The 21954-nt window shown below is 68.3% G+C and carries 15 protein-coding genes; 4 read left to right on the forward strand and 11 right to left on the reverse strand.

Annotated elements, in window-relative coordinates; genetic code table 11:
• The first annotated feature begins 53 nt into the window (after window positions 1–53).
• Window positions 54–2042 carry a GGDEF domain-containing protein gene (locus DWG18_RS04380; protein ID WP_115645758.1) on the forward strand — a complete coding sequence of 663 codons (1989 nt, stop codon included), beginning with the start codon at window positions 54–56 and terminating at the stop codon, window positions 2040–2042.
• Here the strand turns inward: DWG18_RS04380 and DWG18_RS04385 are convergent, their stop codons facing one another.
• The 4 genes from DWG18_RS04385 to DWG18_RS04400 all read right to left on the reverse strand — a co-directional run bounded on the left by DWG18_RS04385 (window position 2043) and on the right by DWG18_RS04400 (window position 6701).
• The gene (locus DWG18_RS04385; RefSeq protein WP_115645760.1) at window positions 2043–2837 is read right to left on the reverse strand and encodes a ferredoxin--NADP reductase; all 795 of its coding nucleotides are present in this window, start codon (window positions 2835–2837) and stop codon (window positions 2043–2045) included.
• Window positions 2838–2869: 32 nt separating this feature from the next.
• A complete protein-coding gene (locus tag DWG18_RS04390) occupies window positions 2870–4051 on the reverse strand; it encodes a phosphatase domain-containing protein (protein ID WP_115645762.1) in 1182 nt (393 codons plus the stop codon).
• 63 nt (window positions 4052–4114) lie between these two features.
• Entirely contained in the window at window positions 4115–4867 is a 753-nt protein-coding gene (locus DWG18_RS04395) for a murein L,D-transpeptidase catalytic domain family protein (protein WP_115648030.1), read from the reverse strand.
• A 145-nt stretch (window positions 4868–5012) separates the two neighbouring features.
• Window positions 5013–6701, reverse strand: coding sequence for an AarF/UbiB family protein (locus tag DWG18_RS04400; RefSeq protein WP_240318599.1), 1689 nt, complete (start codon window positions 6699–6701; stop codon window positions 5013–5015).
• Between the two features lie 78 nt (window positions 6702–6779).
• On the opposite strand from DWG18_RS04400, the gene DWG18_RS04405 reads away from it, so the two are divergent.
• Complete coding sequence (locus DWG18_RS04405) at window positions 6780–7328, forward strand: DUF488 domain-containing protein (RefSeq protein WP_115645766.1); 549 nt, start codon at window positions 6780–6782, stop codon at window positions 7326–7328.
• 361 nt (window positions 7329–7689) lie between these two features.
• Here the strand turns inward: DWG18_RS04405 and DWG18_RS04410 are convergent, their stop codons facing one another.
• Together DWG18_RS04410 and DWG18_RS04415 are read right to left on the reverse strand one after the other, a co-directional pair.
• The gene (locus tag DWG18_RS04410) at window positions 7690–10038 is read right to left on the reverse strand and encodes a Tex family protein (protein WP_115645768.1); all 2349 of its coding nucleotides are present in this window, start codon (window positions 10036–10038) and stop codon (window positions 7690–7692) included.
• Window positions 10039–10130: 92 nt separating this feature from the next.
• Window positions 10131–11285, reverse strand: a complete 1155-nt coding sequence (locus tag DWG18_RS04415) for a PQQ-dependent sugar dehydrogenase (protein ID WP_115645770.1) — start codon at window positions 11283–11285, stop codon at window positions 10131–10133.
• Window positions 11286–11457: 172 nt separating this feature from the next.
• On the opposite strand from DWG18_RS04415, the gene DWG18_RS04420 reads away from it, so the two are divergent.
• Window positions 11458–14760 carry an EAL domain-containing protein gene (locus DWG18_RS04420; RefSeq protein WP_115645772.1) on the forward strand — a complete coding sequence of 1101 codons (3303 nt, stop codon included), beginning with the start codon at window positions 11458–11460 and terminating at the stop codon, window positions 14758–14760.
• A 55-nt stretch (window positions 14761–14815) separates the two neighbouring features.
• Window positions 14816–16375 (forward strand): fumarate hydratase, encoded by a 1560-nt coding sequence (locus DWG18_RS04425; protein WP_115648031.1) that lies wholly within the window; start codon window positions 14816–14818, stop codon window positions 16373–16375.
• Window positions 16376–16444: 69 nt separating this feature from the next.
• On the opposite strand, the gene DWG18_RS04430 is transcribed toward DWG18_RS04425, so the two are convergent.
• From DWG18_RS04430 to DWG18_RS04450, 5 genes are all read right to left on the reverse strand, one after another.
• On the reverse strand, window positions 16445–17401 hold the full coding sequence (locus DWG18_RS04430; RefSeq protein ID WP_115645774.1) for a patatin-like phospholipase family protein: 957 nt from the start codon (window positions 17399–17401) through the stop codon (window positions 16445–16447).
• Between the two features lie 97 nt (window positions 17402–17498).
• Window positions 17499–18821 carry a mechanosensitive ion channel domain-containing protein gene (locus DWG18_RS04435; RefSeq protein WP_115645776.1) on the reverse strand — a complete coding sequence of 441 codons (1323 nt, stop codon included), beginning with the start codon at window positions 18819–18821 and terminating at the stop codon, window positions 17499–17501.
• Window positions 18822–18833: 12 nt separating this feature from the next.
• Window positions 18834–20099: a phospholipase D-like domain-containing protein gene (locus DWG18_RS04440; protein ID WP_115645778.1), complete on the reverse strand. Its 1266-nt coding sequence runs from the start codon at window positions 20097–20099 to the stop codon at window positions 18834–18836.
• A 79-nt stretch (window positions 20100–20178) separates the two neighbouring features.
• Window positions 20179–20694 (reverse strand): DUF456 domain-containing protein, encoded by a 516-nt coding sequence (locus tag DWG18_RS04445; protein ID WP_240318600.1) that lies wholly within the window; start codon window positions 20692–20694, stop codon window positions 20179–20181.
• A gap of 115 nt (window positions 20695–20809) precedes the next feature.
• Window positions 20810–21916: a M35 family metallo-endopeptidase gene (locus DWG18_RS04450; RefSeq protein WP_115645782.1), complete on the reverse strand. Its 1107-nt coding sequence runs from the start codon at window positions 21914–21916 to the stop codon at window positions 20810–20812.
• Window positions 21917–21954 lie beyond the last annotated feature (38 nt).

Consider the following 21954-nt stretch of genomic DNA (forward strand, 5'->3'; position numbering starts at 1 on the left):
GGCGGCCCCTGCACACCATCAAGTGTTCAGGCGCGCTGCCGATAGTAGGGACGATGACTCGTATTCTCCTCGCGCTCGCCCTGGTGCTCGCGGCCACGGCCGCGCGCGCGGAGACGGTGGACGCGATCCTCGACGACGTGCGCCTGCACGGCTTCGTTCGTCCACAGAACGTGCTGCAGCGTCTTTATGCCGCTGACGATCGACCGGGTGAGGACGCACCGGCGACGACACGCGCGACTTACCTGATCGCGATCGAAGGCTTCGAACGACAGCGCGATGCTTTCGATCGGGCGGACCCGGTGTTGGCACGCCTCGAACGCATGGTGGTCGCCGAGCACTGCCAACCCTGTGACCTCGCCGTGCGATTGTCGCGGGCGCAGCGCGCGACCGGGGTCGGCCATACCGCCGAGGCGCAGGCGATCGTCGCCCGCGCGGAAGCGTTGTCGCTGATCGCCGGCGATCAGCTGCGCTTCGAATTCCTGCTCACGCGTGCGCGGGTGAACGATCTGCGCACCGAAATGGCCTCCGGCATCGCCGATGCGGTGCAGGCCCGCGCGCTCGCGGCGCGACATGGGTGGACGGCCGACGAAGTCCGCGCGATGAGCCCGATGGTGGGCATGAATGCGGACCTTGGTGACTTCGCGCGCGCCGAGGCGCTGGGCAATGAGGCGTATCGCCTGGCGGAGCGGATCGGCTTCGCATACCTGCTTCCCACCATCCGCGCCCAGCAGGCCTACATCTACAGCATGCGTGGCGACGGCGAGTTGCAGCGTCAGGCGCTGCTGGACGTGCTGCGCCTCGCCGGCGATGACGCGTCGCTTCGCAAGCTCGTCGCCATCACGCTCGGCAACCTGTCCGACTACTACCTGCAGACGAACGAACTGCAGAAGGCGCTCGACGTCGCGGACCGCGCGCGAGCGCTATCCGCATCGCAGCACGACGACAACGGCGTCGCCGTCGCCGGTGCGAACCGGGGCATCGCGCTGGTACGGCTCGGCCGCTACGACGAGGGCATCGCCGACCTGCTCGCCGCGAAGACACTCGCCGAGCGCATCGGCGCGCGCACCTACCTGCTCGCCATTCTCGACGAGCTAGTGAAGGCGTACGAGAAGGCGGGGCGCCTGCGCGAGGCGGTGGCGACCATGCACGCGGAGCTCGAGCTCAACCAGGAAATGGTGAAGCAGGAGCGCGACAAGGCGGTGTTGGAGCTGCAGGAGAAGTACGCGTCCGAACGCCGCGGTCGCGAGATCGAGCGCCTGTCGATCGCGAACCGGGCGCAGGCCGCGGAGATGGAAGCACATCGCTGGCAGCAGCGCCTGTGGACGACGGTCGCGGTGCTGTCGCTGCTCGCCCTGGTCGCGCTGGTGCGCTACGGCTCGCGCGAGCGACGCGCCAACCGCAAGTTGTCGGGCGACATCGCGGTGCTGTCCGAGCAGACGATGGTGGATCCGCTGACCGGCGTCGCCAATCGCCGCTGGTGCGAGGCGGAGATGCAGCGGCGCGTCGGCTCGACGGTCGGCCTGATGCTGCTGGACGTCGACTTCTTCAAGCGCGTGAACGATACCTGGGGCCATGCCGCGGGCGATCGCGTGCTGGTGGAGATCGGTCGTCGCCTGCGTGCGCTGGTGCGCCAGAACGATGCCGTCGTGCGCTGGGGTGGCGAGGAGTTCGCGCTGCTGCTGCCGGACGCCGCCGGCGAGCGCCTGCCGCAGCTCGCCGAGCGCGTGATGCAGCACATCGCCGGCGAGCCGATCGATATCGGCGGACAGGCGATCGTGGTGTCGGTCTCGATCGGCGCGGTGATGTCGCCGCTGCGCGAGGGCGTCGACTGGCAGCACGCGATGCACGTGGCCGATCTCGCGCTCTACATGTCGAAAGGCGGCGGCCGCAATTGCGCGACCTGCGTGGTGGATGTCGTGCCGACGGCCGATGTCGCAGCGATCGCGAACGACCTCGCTGCGGCGAGTGCACGCGGGGACGTCACGCTGCAGATGGTCGAGGGCCCGTCGCCGGCGCGCCGGCCTGCCGCACGGGTCGTCTGACTACTTCTCGACGAACGCGCGTTCGAAGACGTACTGACCGGCGGTGCCGATACGCGGCGCCGCGGTGAAGCCGCGAGCGTCGAGCAGGGCGCGGAAGTCGGCCAGCATCTGCGGGCTGCCGCAGATCATCGCGCGGTCGTGCTGCGCGTTGAGAGGCTCGATGCCGAGCTGCTCCATCATCTGTCCGCTCGCCATCAGGTCGGTGAGGCGACCGCGGTGGTCGTTGTCATTGAACGCGAAAGGCTCGCGCGAGACGGCCGGGTAATACAGAAGCTTCTGCGCGATCTGCTCGCCGAGGAATTCGTGGCGTGGCAGCTCGTTGACGATGTAGTCGCGATAGGCGAGGTCCGCCGCCGAGCGCACGCCGTGGCAGAGCACCACGCGCTCGAAGCGCTCGTAGGTTTCCGGATCCTTGATGACCGACAGCCACGGCGCGAAGCCGGTGCCGGTGCCCAGCAGATAGAGGTTGCGGCCGGGATGCAGGTCGCTGATCAGCAGCGTGCCGGTCGGCTTGCGGCCGATCAGCACGGTGTCGCCGGGCTTGATGTGCTGCAGGCGCGAGGTCAGCGGGCCGTTCTGCACCTTGATGCTGAAGAACTCAAGCTGCTCTTCCCAGTTGGCGCTGGCAATGGAATACGCGCGCATCAACGGACGGCCGTCGACCTCCAGCCCGATCATCACGAACTGGCCGTTGTCGAACCGGAAGCCGTCGTCGCGGGTCGTGGTGAAGCTGAAGTAGGCGTCCGTCCAGTGGCGGACGTCGAGCACGGTCTCGGTGCCGAAAGGCGAGGACATCGGCAGGCGGGCGAAATGTGGGGGCGCGAATTTTAGCCGACCGGCGAGCCCGGGCTGGCGTCGGTGCCCTGAATCGCCGACGTCGCGGCGGCTTCGGCCAGTGTCGGCCGGGCGGCGTCGCGGTCGACCTCCGCCGCGATCGCACCCAGCGCGTCGGCGCGGATCAGGCCGAGGGACGCTGCGTGTTCGGCGATCGCGCGGCTGTCGCGGGCGCGCAGCATGGGCACGCGCGTGCCGGCGACACGGCCGATGTGTGCATCGACCGCGGCATCGCGCGGCGAATCGAGATCCGGATCGACGTCGCGGATGTAGATCGCGGCGATGCGGTCGCCGAACTCCGACGCGGCTTCGGCATACAGCTCCGCATCGGCCTGGCCGGAATCGCCGAGCAGCACCCAGCGCAGGCGCGGGAAGCGGGCGATGAGCTCACGTGCGCGCTCCAGCTTGTGGCCGTGGCCGGACGACTTGAGGAGCTTGGTGGGGTCCAGCCCGAAATCGCGCAGGAACATCGGCCCGGCCGGCAGCTTGTTGAGGGCCATGAACTCGTCCAGCAGGTCGTAGAGGTTCCACGGCGAACTCGAGACGTAGAACAGCGGCACGCGACCGCGGCCGTCGATACCGGCCTGCAGCGCCTGGTAGAGCGGCGCGGCGCCTTTCAGCGGTTTGCGCGTGCGCGCGTTGTGCAGGAACGTGAGTTGCGCGGCCGTCGTCCAGTCGGTGATCGCACTGTCGAGCACGGTGTCGTCGATGTCGGAGATCACCCCGATGCGCGCGTCGTCGTGCACGTAGAGCAGAGGTTGCGCGGTCGCGAGGCGGCCGTCGGCGAGGCTCGCGGTCGCCTGCGTCCACAACCCATCGGGCAGGGGCGGAGCGGGCAGGGTGGCGGCGTAGTAGCCCTCGTCGTCGCTGACGGTTTCGACCGCATGCGTGCCGATCGACAGTCGCAGCGGGGCGTGCGGCACCTCCGCACTCATGAATCGGCCGATGGAGTGCCGCAGGTTGCGCAGGCGCGAGTCCCGTTCCGTGGGACCGCCCTTAGGCGCATCGGCGAGCACGCGGCCGCGCAGCTCGATCCCGGACGCGTCGCCCCAGCCGCGATAGGCCGCGATGTACGCGGGTTCGCGCGGGGCGAGGCGGCGGTGCAGCCCGTCGGCGACGTCCTCCAGCGCGGAGAGCGCTGCGAGCAGTGGGTTGGGGGCGTGGGGCGAGGTCATGACCCGCACACGATAACGGCCGGACCCGTGAGGGCCCGGCCGTCGAGTTCATGGCGCGTTGGATCAGCGGGCGACGAGGCTGCGCGTCGTCCGCGTCGGGCAGGCGAGCAGCCGCGATTCATGCAGCCACTTGTTGTCCGGGTAGTACGAGAACACGAACTGGCCGCCCTTCAGCGTATCGATGATCTCGTGCGCCACCTGCGCGCGCACCGCGGGGCAGCCATGGCTGCGGCCGATGCGGCCCATCTTCTGCGCCATCGACGGATCCACGTACCACGCCCCGTGCATCACGATCGCGCGGGCTCGGGCGTTGTCGTTGAAGCCGGGTTCCAGCCCGTCCATGCGCAGCGAATAGCCGTTGTTGCCCTGGTACGTCTCCGCGGTGCGAAACAGGCCGAGGCTGGTCTGGTGGCTGCCGTCGAGGTTGGAGAAGTTGCGCGCGTAGTTGTCGCCGGTGCCCTGGCCATGCGCGACGTACTCGTTGTACATGACGCGCGGGTTGCGCAGGTCGAACACCCACAGACGCTTCTGCGTCGAGGGCATCGAGTAGTCGATGACGGCGAGCTTTTCGCCCGCACCCGTTGCGTCGCCGCTGCTGATCGCGCATTCGCGCGCTTCCAGCGCCATCTCGATCACCTTCGGATTCGCACCGGGCGCGAGCGTGGCGAGGCGCGATGCCAGCGACATCGACGGCGCGGTCGGTGCCGGCGTCGAAATCGGTGCGATCGGCGAGCTCACCGGCGACGGCGCGCGGGCGATGCTGGGTTCTGCCGGCGAAAGGGCCGGCAACAGGCAGCAGGCAATGGCCGAAGCCATGGCGAGATAGGTGCGCATCCACTGACCCCTTTGGTTCGAGACGACCGCTTCAGGGACGTGCAGTCCCGGTGAAGCTCGACCAAGGTTAGGGCAGTGAACGCTGCGTGCAAGCAGCCGGATTCAGGTCACGGTTCAGCCCGGCTGTTCAGTGAAGGCCGCGCTCCTCCTTCGGGCGCGCGCGATGGTCGGTGAGCAGCACGCTGACCACGACGAACAGCCCCAGGCACGCCGCCAGCAGGAAGAGCACGATCGCCACGGCGGGATAGCCGAACAGGCGCGCCCCGGTATCGACCTTCATCATCAGCGCCGACGACACCAGCAGCGCGGCGATGATCAGGCCTACCGTGATGCGGTTGGCGATCTTCTGCATGTTCTCCATGAGCTTGGAGTCGTCCAGCCCGTCGACCCGCACCTGCAGCCGGTTATCCGCCAGCAGGGTGAGCAGGTTGTTGAGCTTGCGCGGCGCCTCGCGCACGAGGCCTTCCACCTCGATCAGTTCGCCCGCGAGTCCCGCCGGCGAAAGCGACTTGCGCAGCCGTTGGCGCATGACGTTCTCGAGGTGGTCACGGACGACGTCCTTGGCGTCCATCTCCGGATCGAGTGCGTCGCAGATCGATTCGAGATTCAACAGGGTCTTGCCGAGCAGCGACAGCTCCGGCGGCGTGCGCAGGCCGCAGGCGGTCGCGATGCGCGTCATGTCGAGCACCAGCCGGCCCTCCGACACCGTGTCGCTGCCCGAACGCGCGGCGTACGACGCGACGAGCTGGCCGATTTCGCGCATGTAGCGCTCTTCGTCGAAGTCTTCGAGACGCGTGGAGATCGAGATGTTCTCGATGGCGACGTCTTCGCCGCGACCATCGACCGACGCGAAGAGCAGCTTCAACAGGCGGTCGCGCCGGCGCGGCGGCACGTGCGCGATCATGCCGAGGTCGAAGATCGCGAGACGGCCATCGTTCGTCAGCAGAAGATTGCCGGGGTGCGGATCGGCGTGGATTTCGCCGTGCACGAAGGCCTGGTCGAGATAGGCACGCAGCAGCGCTTCGGCCAGCGAACCCAGCGGTTGCTCGGTGCGCTGCAGGCCGGTGATGTCGGTGACCTTCTTGCCGCGGATGAGATCCATCGTCAGCACGCGCTTGCTGCTGACGCTCCACACCGGGCGCGGCACCACCAGCTGCGGATAGCGTTCGAGGCGATCGCCGAAACGCTGCAGGTTCTCGGCTTCCTGGCGGTAGTCGAGCTCCGCGAGCAGCGCGCGTCCAAACTCGTTGACCCAGTCGCTGAAGCGCACCCGCCGCCCCATGTCGGTGCCGCGATCGATCTTGCTCGCGATCGAACGCAGCGATTCGAGGTCGCCGTGGATGCTTGCGACCGCGTCCGGACGCTGCACCTTCACCGCGACTTCGCGGCCGTCACGCAGCACCGCGCGGTGCACCTGCGCCAGCGACGCGCTGCCGAGCGGCGTGTCGTCGAATTCGGCGAACACCTTGTTCGGGCGCACGCCGAGTTCGGCTTCCAGCACCTCGTGCACCACCTCGGGCGCCAACGGCTGCACGTTGTCCTGCATGCGGGCGAGGGCGGCGATGTATTCGGGCGGCACCATGTCGGCACGCGTGGACAACGCCTGGCCGAGCTTCACGAAGGTCGGACCCAGCGCTTCGAGGTCGTCGACGAACTCGTCGGGCTTGCCGCTGGCCTGGGGCGCGCTGGCGTCGCCATTGAGATCCTGCAGCGATGCATCGCTTTCCAGCCCGTTGAAGATGCCCGCGCTGCGGTACTTCAACAGGAACTTCACGATCTGTGCGGTGCGCGCGAGGCCGGTGCTCTGCTCGGACATGGGGTTCTCCATCGATCGACGCAGGCTAGGCGCACGGCTGTCAACGCCGCTTCATCGCGCCCGCGGCAGGCTGGGGCCATGGACGATCGGCGAACGCTCTGGACCGTAGGCCACTCGACCCACCCGTGGGACGCGTTCGTCGCGCTGCTGCACCAGGCCGGCATCGAGGCGGTGGCGGACGTGCGCCGTTTCACCGGCTCGCGGCGCCATCCGCAGTTCAACGACGAGGCGATGGCGCGAGCCCTGGCGGCGATCGGTATCGACTACGTGCCGTTCCGCGATCTGGGCGGCCGGCGCCGGCCGCGACCGGATACCCACAACGCGGCATGGCGGAACGAGGCCTTTCGCGGTTACGCGGATTACCTGGAGACCGACGAGTACCGCCATGCCGCCGAGCGGCTCAGCGGGCTGGCCGCGTTGAAGGTGACTACCGTGATGTGCGCCGAGGCGATGTGGTGGCAGTGCCACCGTGCGCTCATTTCCGACGACTTCAAGTCGCGCGGCTGGACGGTGCTGCATCTGCAGCCTGGCGGGCGTGTGCAGGAGCATCCGTATACGGCGGCGGCGCGCATTGTCGACGGGCGTCTGACGTATTCGGAACCGCAGGTGCAGGGTGGGTTGTTCTGAGGGCCGCAGTACAGGAGATCCCGGCGCCATGCGTTGAGCACCCAGCGGGCAACCAGCGGCGAATCCGGTTTCGCGATGCGCTAGCGGACGATGTTGTTCGCGTACTTCTTGCTTCGGCAGCTGACACGAATCGTCTAGACCCCGAAGGGGCGGCCGACAGGACGTCGGCCGCCGCCACCCGAGGCAGGATGCCGAGTGTGGCGATCGCGAGAAGGCTGTCCGCTCGCGAGCTGTAGATTCGTCGAGGAAGGTGCTTTCTTTTGGTTATCTTTTCTTTGCGCCAGCAAAGAAAAGTAACTCGGCCGCGTCAGCGGACGAAACGCTTCTGCCTTCGGCGCACGCCGCCGGCGACACGGGCGAACTATTTCCCCTTCGCTTTGGCAAACGCCGCCGCCAGCGCATTGTTCGCGAACGCCGGCTGCGCCTGCGCCTTCGGTGCCGGGCCACGCGATGGGCCACGATCATTCGACGGACGCCCACCCTGCGGGCGCGGCGCCTCGCGATCATTGCGCGGCGCCCGCGGCGCGGTGTCGTCGAGACGGCAGGTCAGGCCGATGCGCTTGCGCGGCACGTCCACCTCCTGCACGCGCACCTTCACGATGTCGCCGACCTTGACGACGTCGCGCGGATCTTTCACGTAGGTGTTCGACAGCGCGGAGATGTGCACGAGGCCGTCCTGGTGCACGCCGATGTCGACGAACGCGCCGAACGCGGCGACGTTGGTGACGACGCCTTCCAGCACCATGCCGGGCTTCAGATCCTTGATGTCCTCGACGCCATCGGCGAAGCGCGCGGCCTTGAACTCCGGGCGCGGATCGCGGCCGGGTTTCTCGAGTTCCTTGAGGATGTCGCGCACCGTGGGCGCGCCGAAGCGGTCGTCGACGAACTGCTCCGCGCGCAGGCCGCGAAGCGTGGGTGCATCACCGATGAGCGCGCGGATCGGCTTGCCGGTCGACGCGACGATGCGCTCGACGACGGGGTACGCCTCGGGATGCACCGAGCTCGCATCCAGCGGCTCGTCGCCATCGGCGATGCGGAGGAAGCCTGCGCACTGCTCGAACGCCTTGTCGCCCAGGCGCGGCACCTTCAGCAGCTCCTTGCGCGACTTGAATGCACCGTTCGTGTCGCGGTGACGCACGATGTTCTCGGCGACCGTCGACGTCAGACCCGACACGCGTGCGAGCAGCGCGGCGGACGCGGTGTTCACGTGTACGCCGACGGCGTTCACGCAGTCCTCGACCCTGGCATCGAGCGCGCGCGCCAGCTTGTACTGGTCGACATCGTGCTGGTACTGGCCGACGCCGATCGCCTTCGGCTCGATCTTGACGAGCTCTGCGAGCGGATCCTGCAGGCGACGCGCGATCGACACCGCGCCGCGGATCGACACGTCGACATCGGGAAATTCGCGCGACGCGAGTTCGGATGCGGAGTACACCGACGCGCCGGCTTCGCTGACGACGATCTTGGTGAGCTTGAGCTCCGGCGCGAGCTTGATCAGGTCCGCCGCGAGCTTGTCGGTCTCGCGCGACGCGGTGCCGTTGCCGATCGAGATCAGCTCGACGCCGTGCTGCTTGCACAGACGGCCCAGCGTCGCGAGCGACTGGTCCCACTGGCGCTTCGGCTCGTGCGGATAGATCGTGTCCGTCGCGACGAGCTTGCCCGTGCGATCGACCACCGCGACCTTCACGCCGGTGCGCAGGCCTGGATCGAGGCCGAGCACGGTGCGCGGACCCGCCGGCGCGGCAAGCAGTAGATCCTTGAGGTTGTCGCCGAACACGTTGATCGCTTCGGCCTCGGCGCGTTCGCGTGCCTGCGCAGTGAGGTCGAGCATCAGGTGCAGATGCAGCTTCGCCTTCCACGTCAGGCGCGCGCAGTCCATCAGCCACTGGTCCGCGGCACGCCCTCCGTTGCGAATTCCCGCGTGCTTGGCGACGCGGCCGGTCGCGATCAGATGACCGGCTTCGGCATCGGTGCCCGGATCGAGGTCGAACTGCAGGAACTCCTCGCGACGCCCGCGCAACAGCGCGAGCATGCGATGCGACGGGATCTTCGAAATGGGTTCGGCGTGGTCGAAATAGTCGCGGTACTTCGCGCCTTCGTTCTCCTTGCCTTCGATCACCTTCGAACGCACGACACCGACCTGCGACAGCCACTCGCGCAGTTCGCCGACGAGTGCGGCGTCTTCGCCCCATCGCTCCATCAGGATGGCGCGCGCGCCGTCGAGCGCGGCCTTGGCGTCGGCGACGCCCTTGTCCGCATCGACGTATGTTGCCGCGACGGCGTCAGGCGACTGCGTGGGATCCGCGAGCAGCGCGTCGGCCAGCGGCTCGAGTCCGGCTTCGCGCGCGATCTGCGCGCGCGTGCGGCGCTTGGGCTTGTACGGGAGATACAGGTCTTCGAGGCGCGCCTTGCTGTCGGCCGCGAGGAGATCCGCGCGCAACTCGTCCGTGAGCTTGCCCTGTTCCTCGATGCTGGCGATGACCTGCACGCGGCGGTCTTCGAGTTCGCGCAGATAACTCAGCCGCGTTTCGAGCTCACGCAGCTGCGTGTCGTCGAGGCCGCCCGTCACTTCCTTTCGATAGCGTGCGATGAAGGGCACGGTCGCGCCCTCGTCCAGCAGCGCCACCGCCGCTTCCACCTGTCGGGCCTGCGCATTGATTTCTTCCGCAATGCGGCGGGCGATGTGCTGGGCGGTGCTGCGGTCCTGCATGGGCGATGCGTCGACGATCGGATGGGGCGGCGATTGTGGCCCCCATGTCCGGGTGCGTCGACGTTGACAGCGGCGGGCGCGCTGTGGCGGCGTCAGCGCGGTGGTTCGAGCCGCAGCAGTTCGCCGTCGTCTTCGTCGGTCAGCACGTAGACCGCGCCGTCGGCGCCGATGCGCACGTCGCGGATGCGGAGCTTGCGGTCCTCCAGCAGCCGTTCTTCCGACACGATGCGGTCGCCGTCGAGCGTGAGGCGGATCAGGCAACGGTCGGCGAGGGCGCCGAGGAAGAGGCTGTCGTTCCACTTCGAGCCGGGGTGGCCGGTGTAGAACGCCATGCCCGACAGCCCGGGCGATTTCATCCACACGTGGTACGGCGACTCCATGCCCGGCACGTCAGTGCCCTTCGTTTCGGGGTAGGGAAAGGGCGTCGCGTAGTCCTTGCCGTGGCTCGCGATCGGCCAGCCGTAGTTCTTTCCCGGCTGCGGAAGGTTGATTTCGTCGCCACCGCGCGGGCCGTGTTCGGCCTCCCACAGTTTCCCGGTGCGCGGATCGATGGACAGCGACTGCACGTTGCGGTGGCCGTAGCTCCATATCTCGGGGCGCGCATCGCTGCGGCCCACGAACGGGTTGTCGGGCGGGATCGCGCCGTCGAGCGTGAGCCGAACGAGCTTGCCCTGCAGCATGCTCAGATCCTGGGCACGCATGCGCTGAAAGCGCTCGCCCTGGCTGATGAAGACGTGGCCGGCGCGGTCGAAGGCCAGTCGCGAGCCGAAATGGTTGGGGCCTTCCAGCTTGGGTTCCTGCCGGTAGATCACGCTGAATCCGGTGAGGCGTGGGCCGTCGAGGACGCCGTACCCTGCGGCCGTTCCCGCGGTGCCGTCCGCGCCGGCTTCGGCATAGGTGAGGTAGACGCGTCGACTGCTCGCGAAGTCGGGTGCGAGCGCGACGTCGAGCAGGCCGCCCTGGCCCTGCGCCCACACGGCCGGAACGCCCTCGATGGGCGCGGACAGACGACCGTCGCGTTCGACATAGCGCAGGCGACCGGGGCGTTCGGTCACGAGGAAGCGCCCGTCGGGCAGCAGCGCCAGCCCCCACGGGTGTTCGAGCCCGCTGGCGACACGGGTAATCCGCGGCGCGGCGTCCGCAACGTGCGCCGCCGTCGAAACGGGCACCGGCGGCGCATCGCCGGCCCGGCAACCCGCGGTGGCAAGCGCGCATAGAACGAGCGTGGCAACGGCGGCGCGATGCATGGCGTCTCCCCGGCTGAACAGGACAAGGGTGTGACCGTATCGCCAGTCCGCGCGATGACGGTATCGCGACGGGTGGCGAGCTGTTATCGGCTGCACAGTTTCATGCTGCGATCCGTTAACAGAATGCCGTTATTGACCCACAAGTGACGTACAGCGACCTACCGGCGGCAACTTGATCACGTCCCCCCGCGAATCACGCGAACGATCGGCTCCGACCACGGAGGCCCGGCAACGGAGCCTCGCGTCGGCGCGCCTGCTGCGCGCGCCCGTCGCGTTCGCGGTGCTGGCAGGCCTGCTGATGGCGGCGGTGGCGCGCATTCCGTCGCCGTGGATGGCTGCCGGCGTTGTCGGTCTGGTAGTGGGTGGCTGGTGCGGCATGTGGCTGGCGCGACCGCTGCCCGGCCGCGCCGACCTGCGCTGGCTCGCACCCGCGTTCGGCATGGCCGCGGGCCTGTTCGCCGCGCGCGTGACGCCGGCCACCGCGATCGTCACGACCGCCGCGGCCACCTCGATCGTCGGTGGCATCCGCGTGCTGGTGCGCCAGCTGCAACCGCATGCGGACTGGGACGATCCCGCGCCCGCATCGATCGCGCTCGCCACGCTGGCCGCAGTCGCGGCCGTGCTCGCGTGGCTGTGCACGCAGGGCGTTCCGTTGCTGCAGGGCGCTTGGCTCGCGCTGTGGCCGGCCATCGTCGTCGGCGCCATCGCAGCGTTCGCCGCGGCGCTCACGCTCGCGGCGGTCGACCCGCCGGATCCGTTCGCCGAGGATCCGCGTCGCGCAACGCTGGTGTTGTCGCTCGCGTTGCTCCTCGGCGCGGGTGCGCTGTCGATCTTCTCGCCGCGTCTCGTGCCGCTGCTCGCGATCGGCCTGCTCGCGCTCGCGGCGGCGGGTCGCCCGCGCACATTGGGTGTGCTGGCGCTGGTGTTCGCGATCGCCGCGCTGGTGCTTGCCGACTACGGCGCGGCCACGCTCTCGCGCATCGCGGGCGGGTGGTCGACGGCGGCTGCGCTCGGCCTCGTCGCCACGATGCTCGCCCTCGCGCTCGTCGGCAGCCTGCTCACGCACCAGCGCGATCGCGTGCGTGCGCGATTGCGCGCCGCGAGCGGCCATCTGCTCACGCTCACCGAGAAGAGTCCCGGGCTGGTCGCGACCTTCGATCGCGACCTGCGCCATCGCCACGTCAACGACGCGTATCGCACGTGGACGGGCCTGGCGCGCGACCGCATCGAAGGCGCGACGCTGGGCGACGTGCTCGGTCTGGAGTTCGCCGGAAAGCTCGCGACCAGCGCCGCGCGCGCCATGGCCGGCGCGCCGCAGCAATTGCAGGCCGATCGCGGCGATCGTGCGCTCGACATCCGCCTCGAACCGTACTTCGGCGTCGATGGCGCCATCGACGGTTTCCATCTGCTGGCCGAGGACATCACCTGGCGCAAGCAGGGCGAGCGCGACCTGCGCACCCTGGTGAACGCATCGCCCGAGCCCACGCTGGTGCTCGACGAGGATGGACGCATCCTCATGCACAACGAAGCGGCGTCGACGCTGCTGGGTGCGTCCGCCAGCGATTTGATCGGCACACCGCTGCCGACGTGGCTCAGTGAATCGGAAGGCGTCACGCCCGCAGCAGGCGAAGCGGGCCTGCGCGTGCGCCGTCGCGACGGGATGACCTTCCCGGTCGAACTCAAGCTCGGCGCAATGCCGGGCGAGCACGGCGGGCGCTCGGTCGTGACGCTGCGCGATCTCAGTCGCCACGTCGCGCTCGAAAACGCCGCGCGCGCGGCGCAGGCGCAGGCCCAGGCGACGCTCGATTCGATCAGCGATGCGCTGGTCGTGGTCGACCCGTCCGGTGCGATCACCGCGTTCAACCCGGCGGCGACCGCGCTCACCGGTTGGACCCGCGAGGATGCGCTGGGCCGCGCGTTGGAAGACGTGATCAAGCTGGTCGAGTCGGCCAGCGGCGTGCCGCAGGTGTCGGTGCTGCGCGACGCGCTGAAGTCCGGCCAGGCCATGCGACGTGAAGGCGAACGCGAACTCGTGCGTCGCGATGGCGAACAGCGCGTGGTCGAGGAATCCGCGTCGCCGCTCCGCGATGCGCACGGGCGCGGGATCGGCGGCGTGCTGCTCCTGCGCGATGTCAGCCACGCACGCGAACAGGCGCAGGCGCTGGCGCACATGGCCCAGCACGACGCGCTCACCGGCCTGCCGAACCGCGTGCTGTTCCAGGACCGCCTGATGCAGGCGCTGGCGACGGTCGGCCGCGGCAACCGCGGCGCGGTGCTCTACATCGACCTCGACAAGTTCAAGCCGATCAACGACACGCTCGGCCATCCCGTCGGCGACAAGGTGTTGCAGGAAGTCGCCCAGCGCCTGCGCGACTGCGTGCGCGAGGACGACACGGTAAGCCGCCAGGGCGGTGACGAATTCGTGTTGCTGCTGCAGCGCCTCGCCGATCCACGCGATGCCGCGCGCGTCGCCGAGAAGCTCATCCGTTCCGTCGAACAACCCATCGCGTTCGAAAGTCACGAATTGCGCGTCGGTGCCAGCGTCGGCATCTCGCTGTTCCCGCAGGATTCGCGCGAGGCCCGCACGCTGATGAAGCAGGCCGACACGGCGCTCTATCACGTCAAGGAAACCGGTCGCGGGCGCTACAGCTACTTCACCGACCTGATGGGCGAGCGCGCCGAGGTGCGCATGCGCACCGAGAACGATCTGCGCCTCGCGCTTGCGGCGGAAGACTTCGTGCTCGACTACCAGCCGGTGGTGAATGCGCGCACGGGCAATTTCTCGTCGATCGAAGCACTGCTGCGCTGGCGTCGCGCCGATGGCACCGTGCTGCTGCCGGAAACCTTCCTCGCCGTCGCCGAAGAAACGGGCCTGATCATCCAGATCGACGAGTGGGTGCTCGGCCGCGCCTGTCTGCAGAACGCGGCCTGGCAGCAGGCCGGTCTTCCGCGCCTGCCGTTGTCGGTGAACGTGTCGCTGGCCCGCTTCGATGCCGAGCGCCTGCTCGCGCAGGTCGACGCCGCGCTCACCCGCGCGACGCTCGATCCGCAGTGGCTCGAACTCGAGTTCCGCGGCGACCAGCTGTTCGCGCTCGGCGAGCCGGCGCGCGCGCTCGTCGCCGACCTGCGCGCGATGGGGGTGAAGGTCGCCATCGACGACATCGCGACCACGCAGGCCAGCGTCTCGCAGCTCGTCGATTTCGGTTTCGACGCGTTGAAGGTCGACATCGCGATCGTGCATGCGCTGGTCGACGACGAACGCGCACGTCGCATCGCCGAGGCGGTGTGCCGCACCGGTTTCGCGATGCAGTGCGATGTCGTCGCCAAGGGCGTGGAGACCGAAACGCACCGCGAGCTGCTTGCGCGCTGGGGTTGCGGCGGCCTGCAGGGCACGCTGTTCAGCGGGCCGCTGTCGTCGACCGCGCTGGCGCAGCTGCTGCAACGCACCGACCCGACGCTGGCCCGCAGCGCCTGAGCGGCCGGGCCGGGCGGGGCGGTAAAATGGCGGTTTCCCCGCAGCCGTGCCCGCCGTGTCCGCCCAGACCGCTCCGTTCGCTCCGTCCGCGCCTGTCGCCATCCGCCAGGACGACCTGATCCAGTCCGTCGCCGACGCGCTGCAGTACATCAGCTACTACCACCCGGTCGACTACATCAAGAGCCTCGCCGCCGCGTACGAGCGCGAGGAGTCGCCGGCCGCGAAGGATGCGATCGCGCAGATCCTCATCAATTCGCGCATGTGCGCCGAGGGCCATCGGCCGATCTGCCAGGACACCGGCATCGTCACCGTCTTCCTCGAAATCGGCATGAACGTGCGCTGGGACGACGCAACGATGTCGGTCGAGGACATGGTCCACGAAGGCGTGCGTCGCGCGTACAACCATCCGGACAACAAGCTGCGCGCCTCGGTGCTCGCCGATCCGGCCGGCAAGCGCATCAACACGAAGGACAACACGCCCGGCGTGGTCAACGTGAAGGTCGTGCCGGGCAACAAGGTCGACGTGATCGTCGCCGCGAAGGGCGGTGGTTCCGAGGCCAAGTCGAAGTTCGCGATGCTCAACCCGTCCGACTCCATCGTCGACTGGGTGCTCAAGACCGTGCCGACCATGGGCGCCGGCTGGTGCCCGCCGGGCATGCTCGGGATCGGCATCGGCGGCACCGCCGAGAAGGCGATGCTGCTGGCGAAGGAGTCGCTGATGGAGCCGATCGACATCACCGAACTGCAGCAGCGTGGCGCGTCCAATCGCGCGGAAGAACTGCGCCTGGAGCTGTACGAGAAGGTCAACGCGCTGGGCATCGGTGCACAGGGCCTCGGCGGCCTCACGACCGTGCTCGACATCAAGGTCAAGGACTACCCGACGCACGCGGCCAACCTGCCGGTGGCGATGATTCCGAACTGCGCCGCCACGCGGCATGCGCATTTCACGCTCGACGGCAGCGGCCCGGTGATGCTCGATCCGCCATCGCTCGCCGACTGGCCGGAACTCACCTACGACGCGTCGAAGGGCCGTCGCGTGAACCTCGACACGCTGACGCAGGACGATGTCGCCTCGTGGAAGCCGGGCGAAGTGCTGCTGCTCAACGGCAAGCTGCTCACCGGTCGCGACGCCGCGCACAAGCGCATGGTGGACATGCTCAACAAGGGCGAGACGCTGCCCGTTGACCTGCGCGGCCGCTTCATCTACTACGTGGGCCCCGTGGATCCGGTGCGCGACGAAGTCGTCGGCCCCGCCGGCCCGACCACCGCGACACGCATGGACAAGTTCACCGAACAGGTGCTCGCGCAGACCGGCCTGCTCGGCATGGTCGGCAAGGCCGAACGCGGCCCGGTCGCGATCGAGGCGATCCGCAAGCACCGCTCGGCCTACCTGATGGCGGTGGGCGGCGCGGCGTATCTGGTGTCGAAGGCGATCAAGGCCTCGCGCGTCGTCGCGTTCGAAGACCTCGGCATGGAAGCGATCTACGAATTCACCGTGCAGGACATGCCGGTGACCGTCGCGGTCGATTCGAACGGCACGTCGGTGCACGCGACGGGGCCGCGCGAATGGCAGGCGAAGATCGGCACGATTCCGGTGGTCGTCGAATCGGCCTGATGGACTTCGACGATGCCCGGCCCGCCGGGCATCGTCGTCTCTGCGGCCCCACTTCTGGACGCGCGCGCCTCAGAGCTTCGCCGCCAGCGCCCTCAGCATCTGCTGCGTCGCCGCCTGCGCGAGGTAGCCGCGCGCCAGCGCTTCGAGCGCCGCGATGTTCGTGTCGCTCACGTCGTCGAGGTCATCCAGTCCGATGGTGAGCGGCGTCTGCAGGCGGTAGTAGGCGTCGCCCACGACGTGCTGCGCGATGTAGTCGACCGATTCGGCGTTGCCGTCGAACAGCACGTCGATGATCGGTACCGCCCATTCCAGCGCGCCCCATTCGCGCGCCGAGCGAAGGTCGATCGTGCGCGTGCGTTCGCCGCTGCCGACCGACACCACGATCAGGTCGCGCGTGCAGTCGACGGTCTCGTCCTTGCGCAGCGCCTCGGCGATCGCGCAGGCCGTCGGATTGTTGGCGACGATGCCGCCGTCGATCAGCGCGCAGTCGCGGCCTTCGACGCGCAACGGGTGCGCGGGGAAATAGGTCGGTGCGGCGGCGGTGGCACGGCAGACGTCGCGCACGCGGATGTCCGCATGCTCGGGCTTGAAACTCTTGAAGATCACCGGCTTGCGGTTGATCGTGTCGTAGCTGGTGACCAGCGTCTTGATCGTGCAGTCGCCGAGGCGCGCATCGCCGAACACATCGGCCAGCACTGCTTCGAGGCCGCGACCGTCGTAGCGTGGCGCCGACGGGCCATCGCTGAAGAAGCGCGACGCGCGTGACCACAGGCGTCGTGCGATTCCGGGAAAGATTTCGTGGCGGCGCTGCAGGTAAAGCTGCGCGAGCACGTCGGGCGAGCGCCCCAGGGCGAGGCCGCAGGCGATCAGGCCGCCGGTCGAACTGCCAGCGAGCAGGTCGAAACTGCCCGGAATGTGCGGCTTGCCCGCAGCGGTAAGCGCGCCGTCGACACCGGCGAGCCAACGGGACGTGACAAGACCGCGGATGCCGCCGCCATCGAGCGAAAGGATGCGTCGAAGCTGCATGGTGTCCTCCCTGACGCCAGTGTCGATCCTGCCTGTCGCACAGGCTGCGCCCGTTCGCGACGACGCGCGTGAAATCCGCGCGCCGTCCGACGTGCGGTCAGATCAGGTTTTCATCGTCATGCGCGGCGCGTTGCGCATCCACCTGCGCATCGATATCGCGATTGACCGACGTGTCCGCGCCGCCCTTCGGTTCGTTGTCGGGCGGCGGCGTCACGGCCATGCCGATGCGACGCGCGATATCCGGCGGCAGCGGCGCGGAGAAGCTGTACTGCACGGGGCGCGGGCCGTCGATCTCGGCTTTTTCGTACGCCGACTTCACCGCACGCAATGCCTCGCTGCGCACCTTGCCGAGGTCGCTGTCGCGCTGGCTGACCCAGCCCTGGAACTTCAGCTGGATGCCGCCGGACAGGTATCCATCGACCGACCATGACGGCGCCGGGTCGGCCAGCACGCCCTTGGTCTGCGTGATCGCGGCGATCGCAATTTCCTGCGATTCGCGAATCGATTCGTTGACGTCGATCAGCATCGCGAACTCGAAGCGGCGCTTCGGGTTCTGCGAGTAGTTGCTCACCACCGACTTGAACACCAGCGCGTTCGGCACGGCGACCTGCACGCCGTCGAACGTCATCAGGATGGTCGAGCGCGACGTCAGCGCGACGACCTTGCCCTCGTACTTGTCGACGAGGATGTGATCCCCCGGCGAGAAGCCGCGACGCAGGCTGAGCAGGATGCCGGCGACGTAGTTCTCCGCGATGTCGCGGAAGGCGAAGCCGATCGCGATGCCGGCCACCCCGGCGGAGCCCAGCAGCGCACCGACGATCGCGGTGGCTTCCATGAGATCCAGCGCGATGACGAGGCCGACCAGCAGGATGATCCAGTTGATCAGCCGCGCGACCAGCGCGTCGATGTACGGGTTGTTGGCGCTGAAACGCGACAGGTGGATGCGCCGGCTCACGGTGCGGCCGACCCACCAGGCGAACAGCACGATGAGCGCGGCGACGAGCAGCAGCGGCAGGCGAGCGACGAGCCCGATCAGTTTGCTGCCGACCTGCTGCAGCGCGATCTTCAGGCGCGTCGACACGCTGCCCGCGATCTGGAGCTGGTTGCTGACGCGCACCACGCCGGGCTGCTGCGCGGCGATCTGCTCGGCGTGCGCGCGGTCGTCCTCGCCGCCGACCGAGCCTTCGAGGCGCACCACGCCGCCGGTCACCGTCGCGGTGACCTGGCTGAAACCGGGCACCGCGCGGATGCGTGTGCCGACGGCGCGTGCGATCTCGGCGTCGCGCGCGGTGGGCGTTGCCGGTGCCGTCGCGCCGGTGGCCCGGGCGAGCCAGACGGCGTCCTGGGCAAAAACGAACGATGTCGACAGGAACAGCAGCAGGAAGGCCAGCGCGACGCTGGCGGTACGGCGGATGGGCACCTGGACCTCGGGTCAGAGCTGCGACTTGATCGGAACGATAAAGCGTTCCGACATTTTCTCCTTCCAGGGCCGCGATGCCCACATCGCGTAGGTGTAGGGCTTGGTCGACTTCAGGTCGCGCTCGAACACCTGCGTCATGTGCTCGGCGAAGTCGGCGTCGTAGACGTTCAGGCTGGCCTCGTCGTTCAACTGGAACGAACGCTGGTCGAGGTTGGTCGATCCGACCGAGACCATGTACTTGTCGATGATCATCAGCTTCACGTGCAGCATCGTCGGCTGGTACAGGTGCATTTCCGCGCCGGCGGCGAGCAGCGGCCCCCATTCCTTCTTGGTCGCGATGCGCACCGTCTCGGAGTCGATGTACGGGCCCGGCAGCAGCAGGCGCACGCGCACGCCGCGGTGACGCGCGGCCATCAGCGCGTCGCGCAGCAGCGGGTCGGGGATGAAGTAGGCGGCCTCGATGTCGATGCTGGTCTTCGCCGCGGCGATCGCCATCAGGAACATCAGGTGCATGCTCTCGGCGCCGCCGGCGGGCGAGGCGATGAACATGTGCGCTGACATGTTTCCGGCAGGTTCGACGGCCGGGAAGTAGGTCTCGCCGTTGAGTACGCGGCCGGTCGTCTTGATCCAGTTGTCGTTGAAGGCGGCCTGCACCTGCGACACGACGGGGCCTTCGATCTTGAAGTGCAGGTCGTGCCAGTGGTCCGGATCCTGCGCATGACCCAGCCACGGATCGCCGATGCCCACGCCGCCCGTAAAGCCGACGCGCCCATCGACCACCAGAAGCTTGCGGTGCGTCCGGTTGTTGAGGCGGCCCAGGTTGTACCAGTGCAGCGGGCGATAGCGTTCGATGTGGACGCCGCAGTCCTGCATCTTCTTCAGCATCGAGCTGTCCATCTTGATGCTGCCCGCCCAGTCGACGGTGACGTTGACCGCCACGCCCGCCTGCGCGCGCTCGCAGAGCGCGGCGCTGAACTTCTTCGCGATCTCGCCCTCCCACCAGATGTAGGTCTCGAAGGTCACCGTGCGCTTCGCGCCCGCGATGGCTTCGAGCATGGCCGGGAAGATCTGGTCGCCGTCCTCGAGCACCGTCACCTTGTTGCCCGGCACGATCGACGGCCCGAGCATCACGCCCATCTCGCGCAGGAATTGCGGCTCGGTGCTCGCGTACTTGTGGACGACGCGACTCTCGAGCTTCTTTTCGGGCGTCGCGAAATTCATTGCGATCACCACGAGAAGCACCGTCGCCAATGCGGTGAGGGCGATCGTCCAGAACATTCTGCGGCGGCTCCACTGCAATCGGAATTTCATGGAGCGCGACTCTGGACGGCCGCTTCGCAAGTCCGCGTGAAGCCGCTTAGCTCCCCTGGTGGGCGACCCACACCACGGCGAACAGGCCGAGCATGCCGAACGCGATCACGAGCTTGAGCACCGTGCCCAGCAGGAGCCCGACCCACGTGCCGACGCCGACCTTTGCGGCATGGCCCGTGTCGTGGAGCTTGCGGCGATGGGCCAGCTCACCGATCACCGCGCCCACGAACGGGCCGACGAAGATGCCGATGAAGCCGAAAAAGAGGCCGGCGAGGGTGCCGATGGTCGCGCCGATCAGCGCCAGCCGGCTCGCGCCGACGCGTTTGGCGCCCATCGCAGTCGCGAGCAGGTCGACGGCGAAGGAGAGGATCGTGAGCACCGCGAGGATGCCCAGCGTCCACCCGCCGACGTGATGGAAGCCGTCGGCCCACGCCGCGAGCAACAAGCCGGCGAACACCAGTGGAATGCCGGGCAGGGCGGGCAGCACGGTGCCGGCAATGCCGACGATCACCAGCACGACGGCGAGCACGTACCACAGCGTGGACAGGTCGGACACGGGCACCTCCGCGAAAGGACGTCCGCATTCTGCAGGACGTCGCGTCGTCGCCGTCATCGCGCTCCCCAAAAGAAAAGCCCGGCCGAAGCCGGGCTTCCCTCATCCCCATGGGGGAGGATCGTTACTTCTGCGAGGGATTGTTCTCGGCGAAGTACTCGTGGTTGTCGGCGTTGTCGAGCGCCTGGTCCGGATTCGACGACGCGAGGCTCTTCGCACCGCTCTGCCCGTAGACGTGGTCGTCCGTGCCCGCCGTCACGTTGAAGTGGCTCATCTCGTGGATCAGCGTGCCGCCCTTCGAGTCCGTGCCCGTCAGCGGCGCCGACCAGAACGCCTTGCAGACGAAGATCTCGTAGGGGCGGGTCGGATAGACGTAGGCGTAGTAGCTCTGGTTGCAGCCGCAGTTGATCGTGACCTGGCCACCGCTCTGGTCGATGGCGTTGTCGATGTTCACGAAATGCTGGCGTGCGGTCGAATAGCGCGACGACGTGTAGGCGCCGAACCACGTGGTGTAGCGCGCGCCGACGGTGCCGCCGTTGAGGTAGCCCTTGGCGTTCTCGGAGTAGTTGCGCGCCGCGTTCACCGCGCTGCCGGCGGTGCTGATCTGGGTGGTCGAGCAGCTCTTGTAGGAGACGCCGTTGACCACCGTCGCGCCCGCGCTCGGCTTGGCCTGCGCCTGGAGCGTGCGGGTGCCGGCGAGCTGGTCGGTGCCGTCGACCCAGAGCTTCAACGGCGCGCTCTGCGCCGTCATCGGCAGCCCGTTCGCCGTCATCAGCATCTCGCCGCCCGACAGGGACGCGTGCTGCAGCGGCGCCTTGTAGGTGACCGTGTATTCGCCGGAGCTCGAGAGATCGTAGAAGGCCGAGAGGTCGACGCTGGTGCGCACCGTCTCGCCCGGACGCAGGACCACGAAGTCCGCCGCCTGCGGCAGGCCGCGCTTGATCATCGGGCCTTCGTAGGCGACGTCACGGCCATCACGGGTGATGCTGAAGACATCCGACTGCAGGAACTGCGACGGCAGCTGCCAGGCCGGCATGCGCACCGTGCGGTTGCTCGTATTGGTGACATCGACGTCCACCGCGCCCAGGAACGACGACTGGCTGGTCGAGGCGACGATCGCGACGCGCAGCGGATTGAAGCGCGCCGACTGGACCGAAGCATCGGCGGCGACGTTCAGGGCGAGACCGGCGAGCAGGACGCTACCGGCGGCGAGCAGGGGCAGGCGGTTCATTCGGCACCTCGGGGGAGTGGGTGGGCGTCCGGGATGGA

Origin of the sequence: Lysobacter sp. TY2-98 (assembly GCF_003367355.1) — a bacterium.
Taxonomy (GTDB): domain Bacteria; phylum Pseudomonadota; class Gammaproteobacteria; order Xanthomonadales; family Xanthomonadaceae; genus Cognatilysobacter.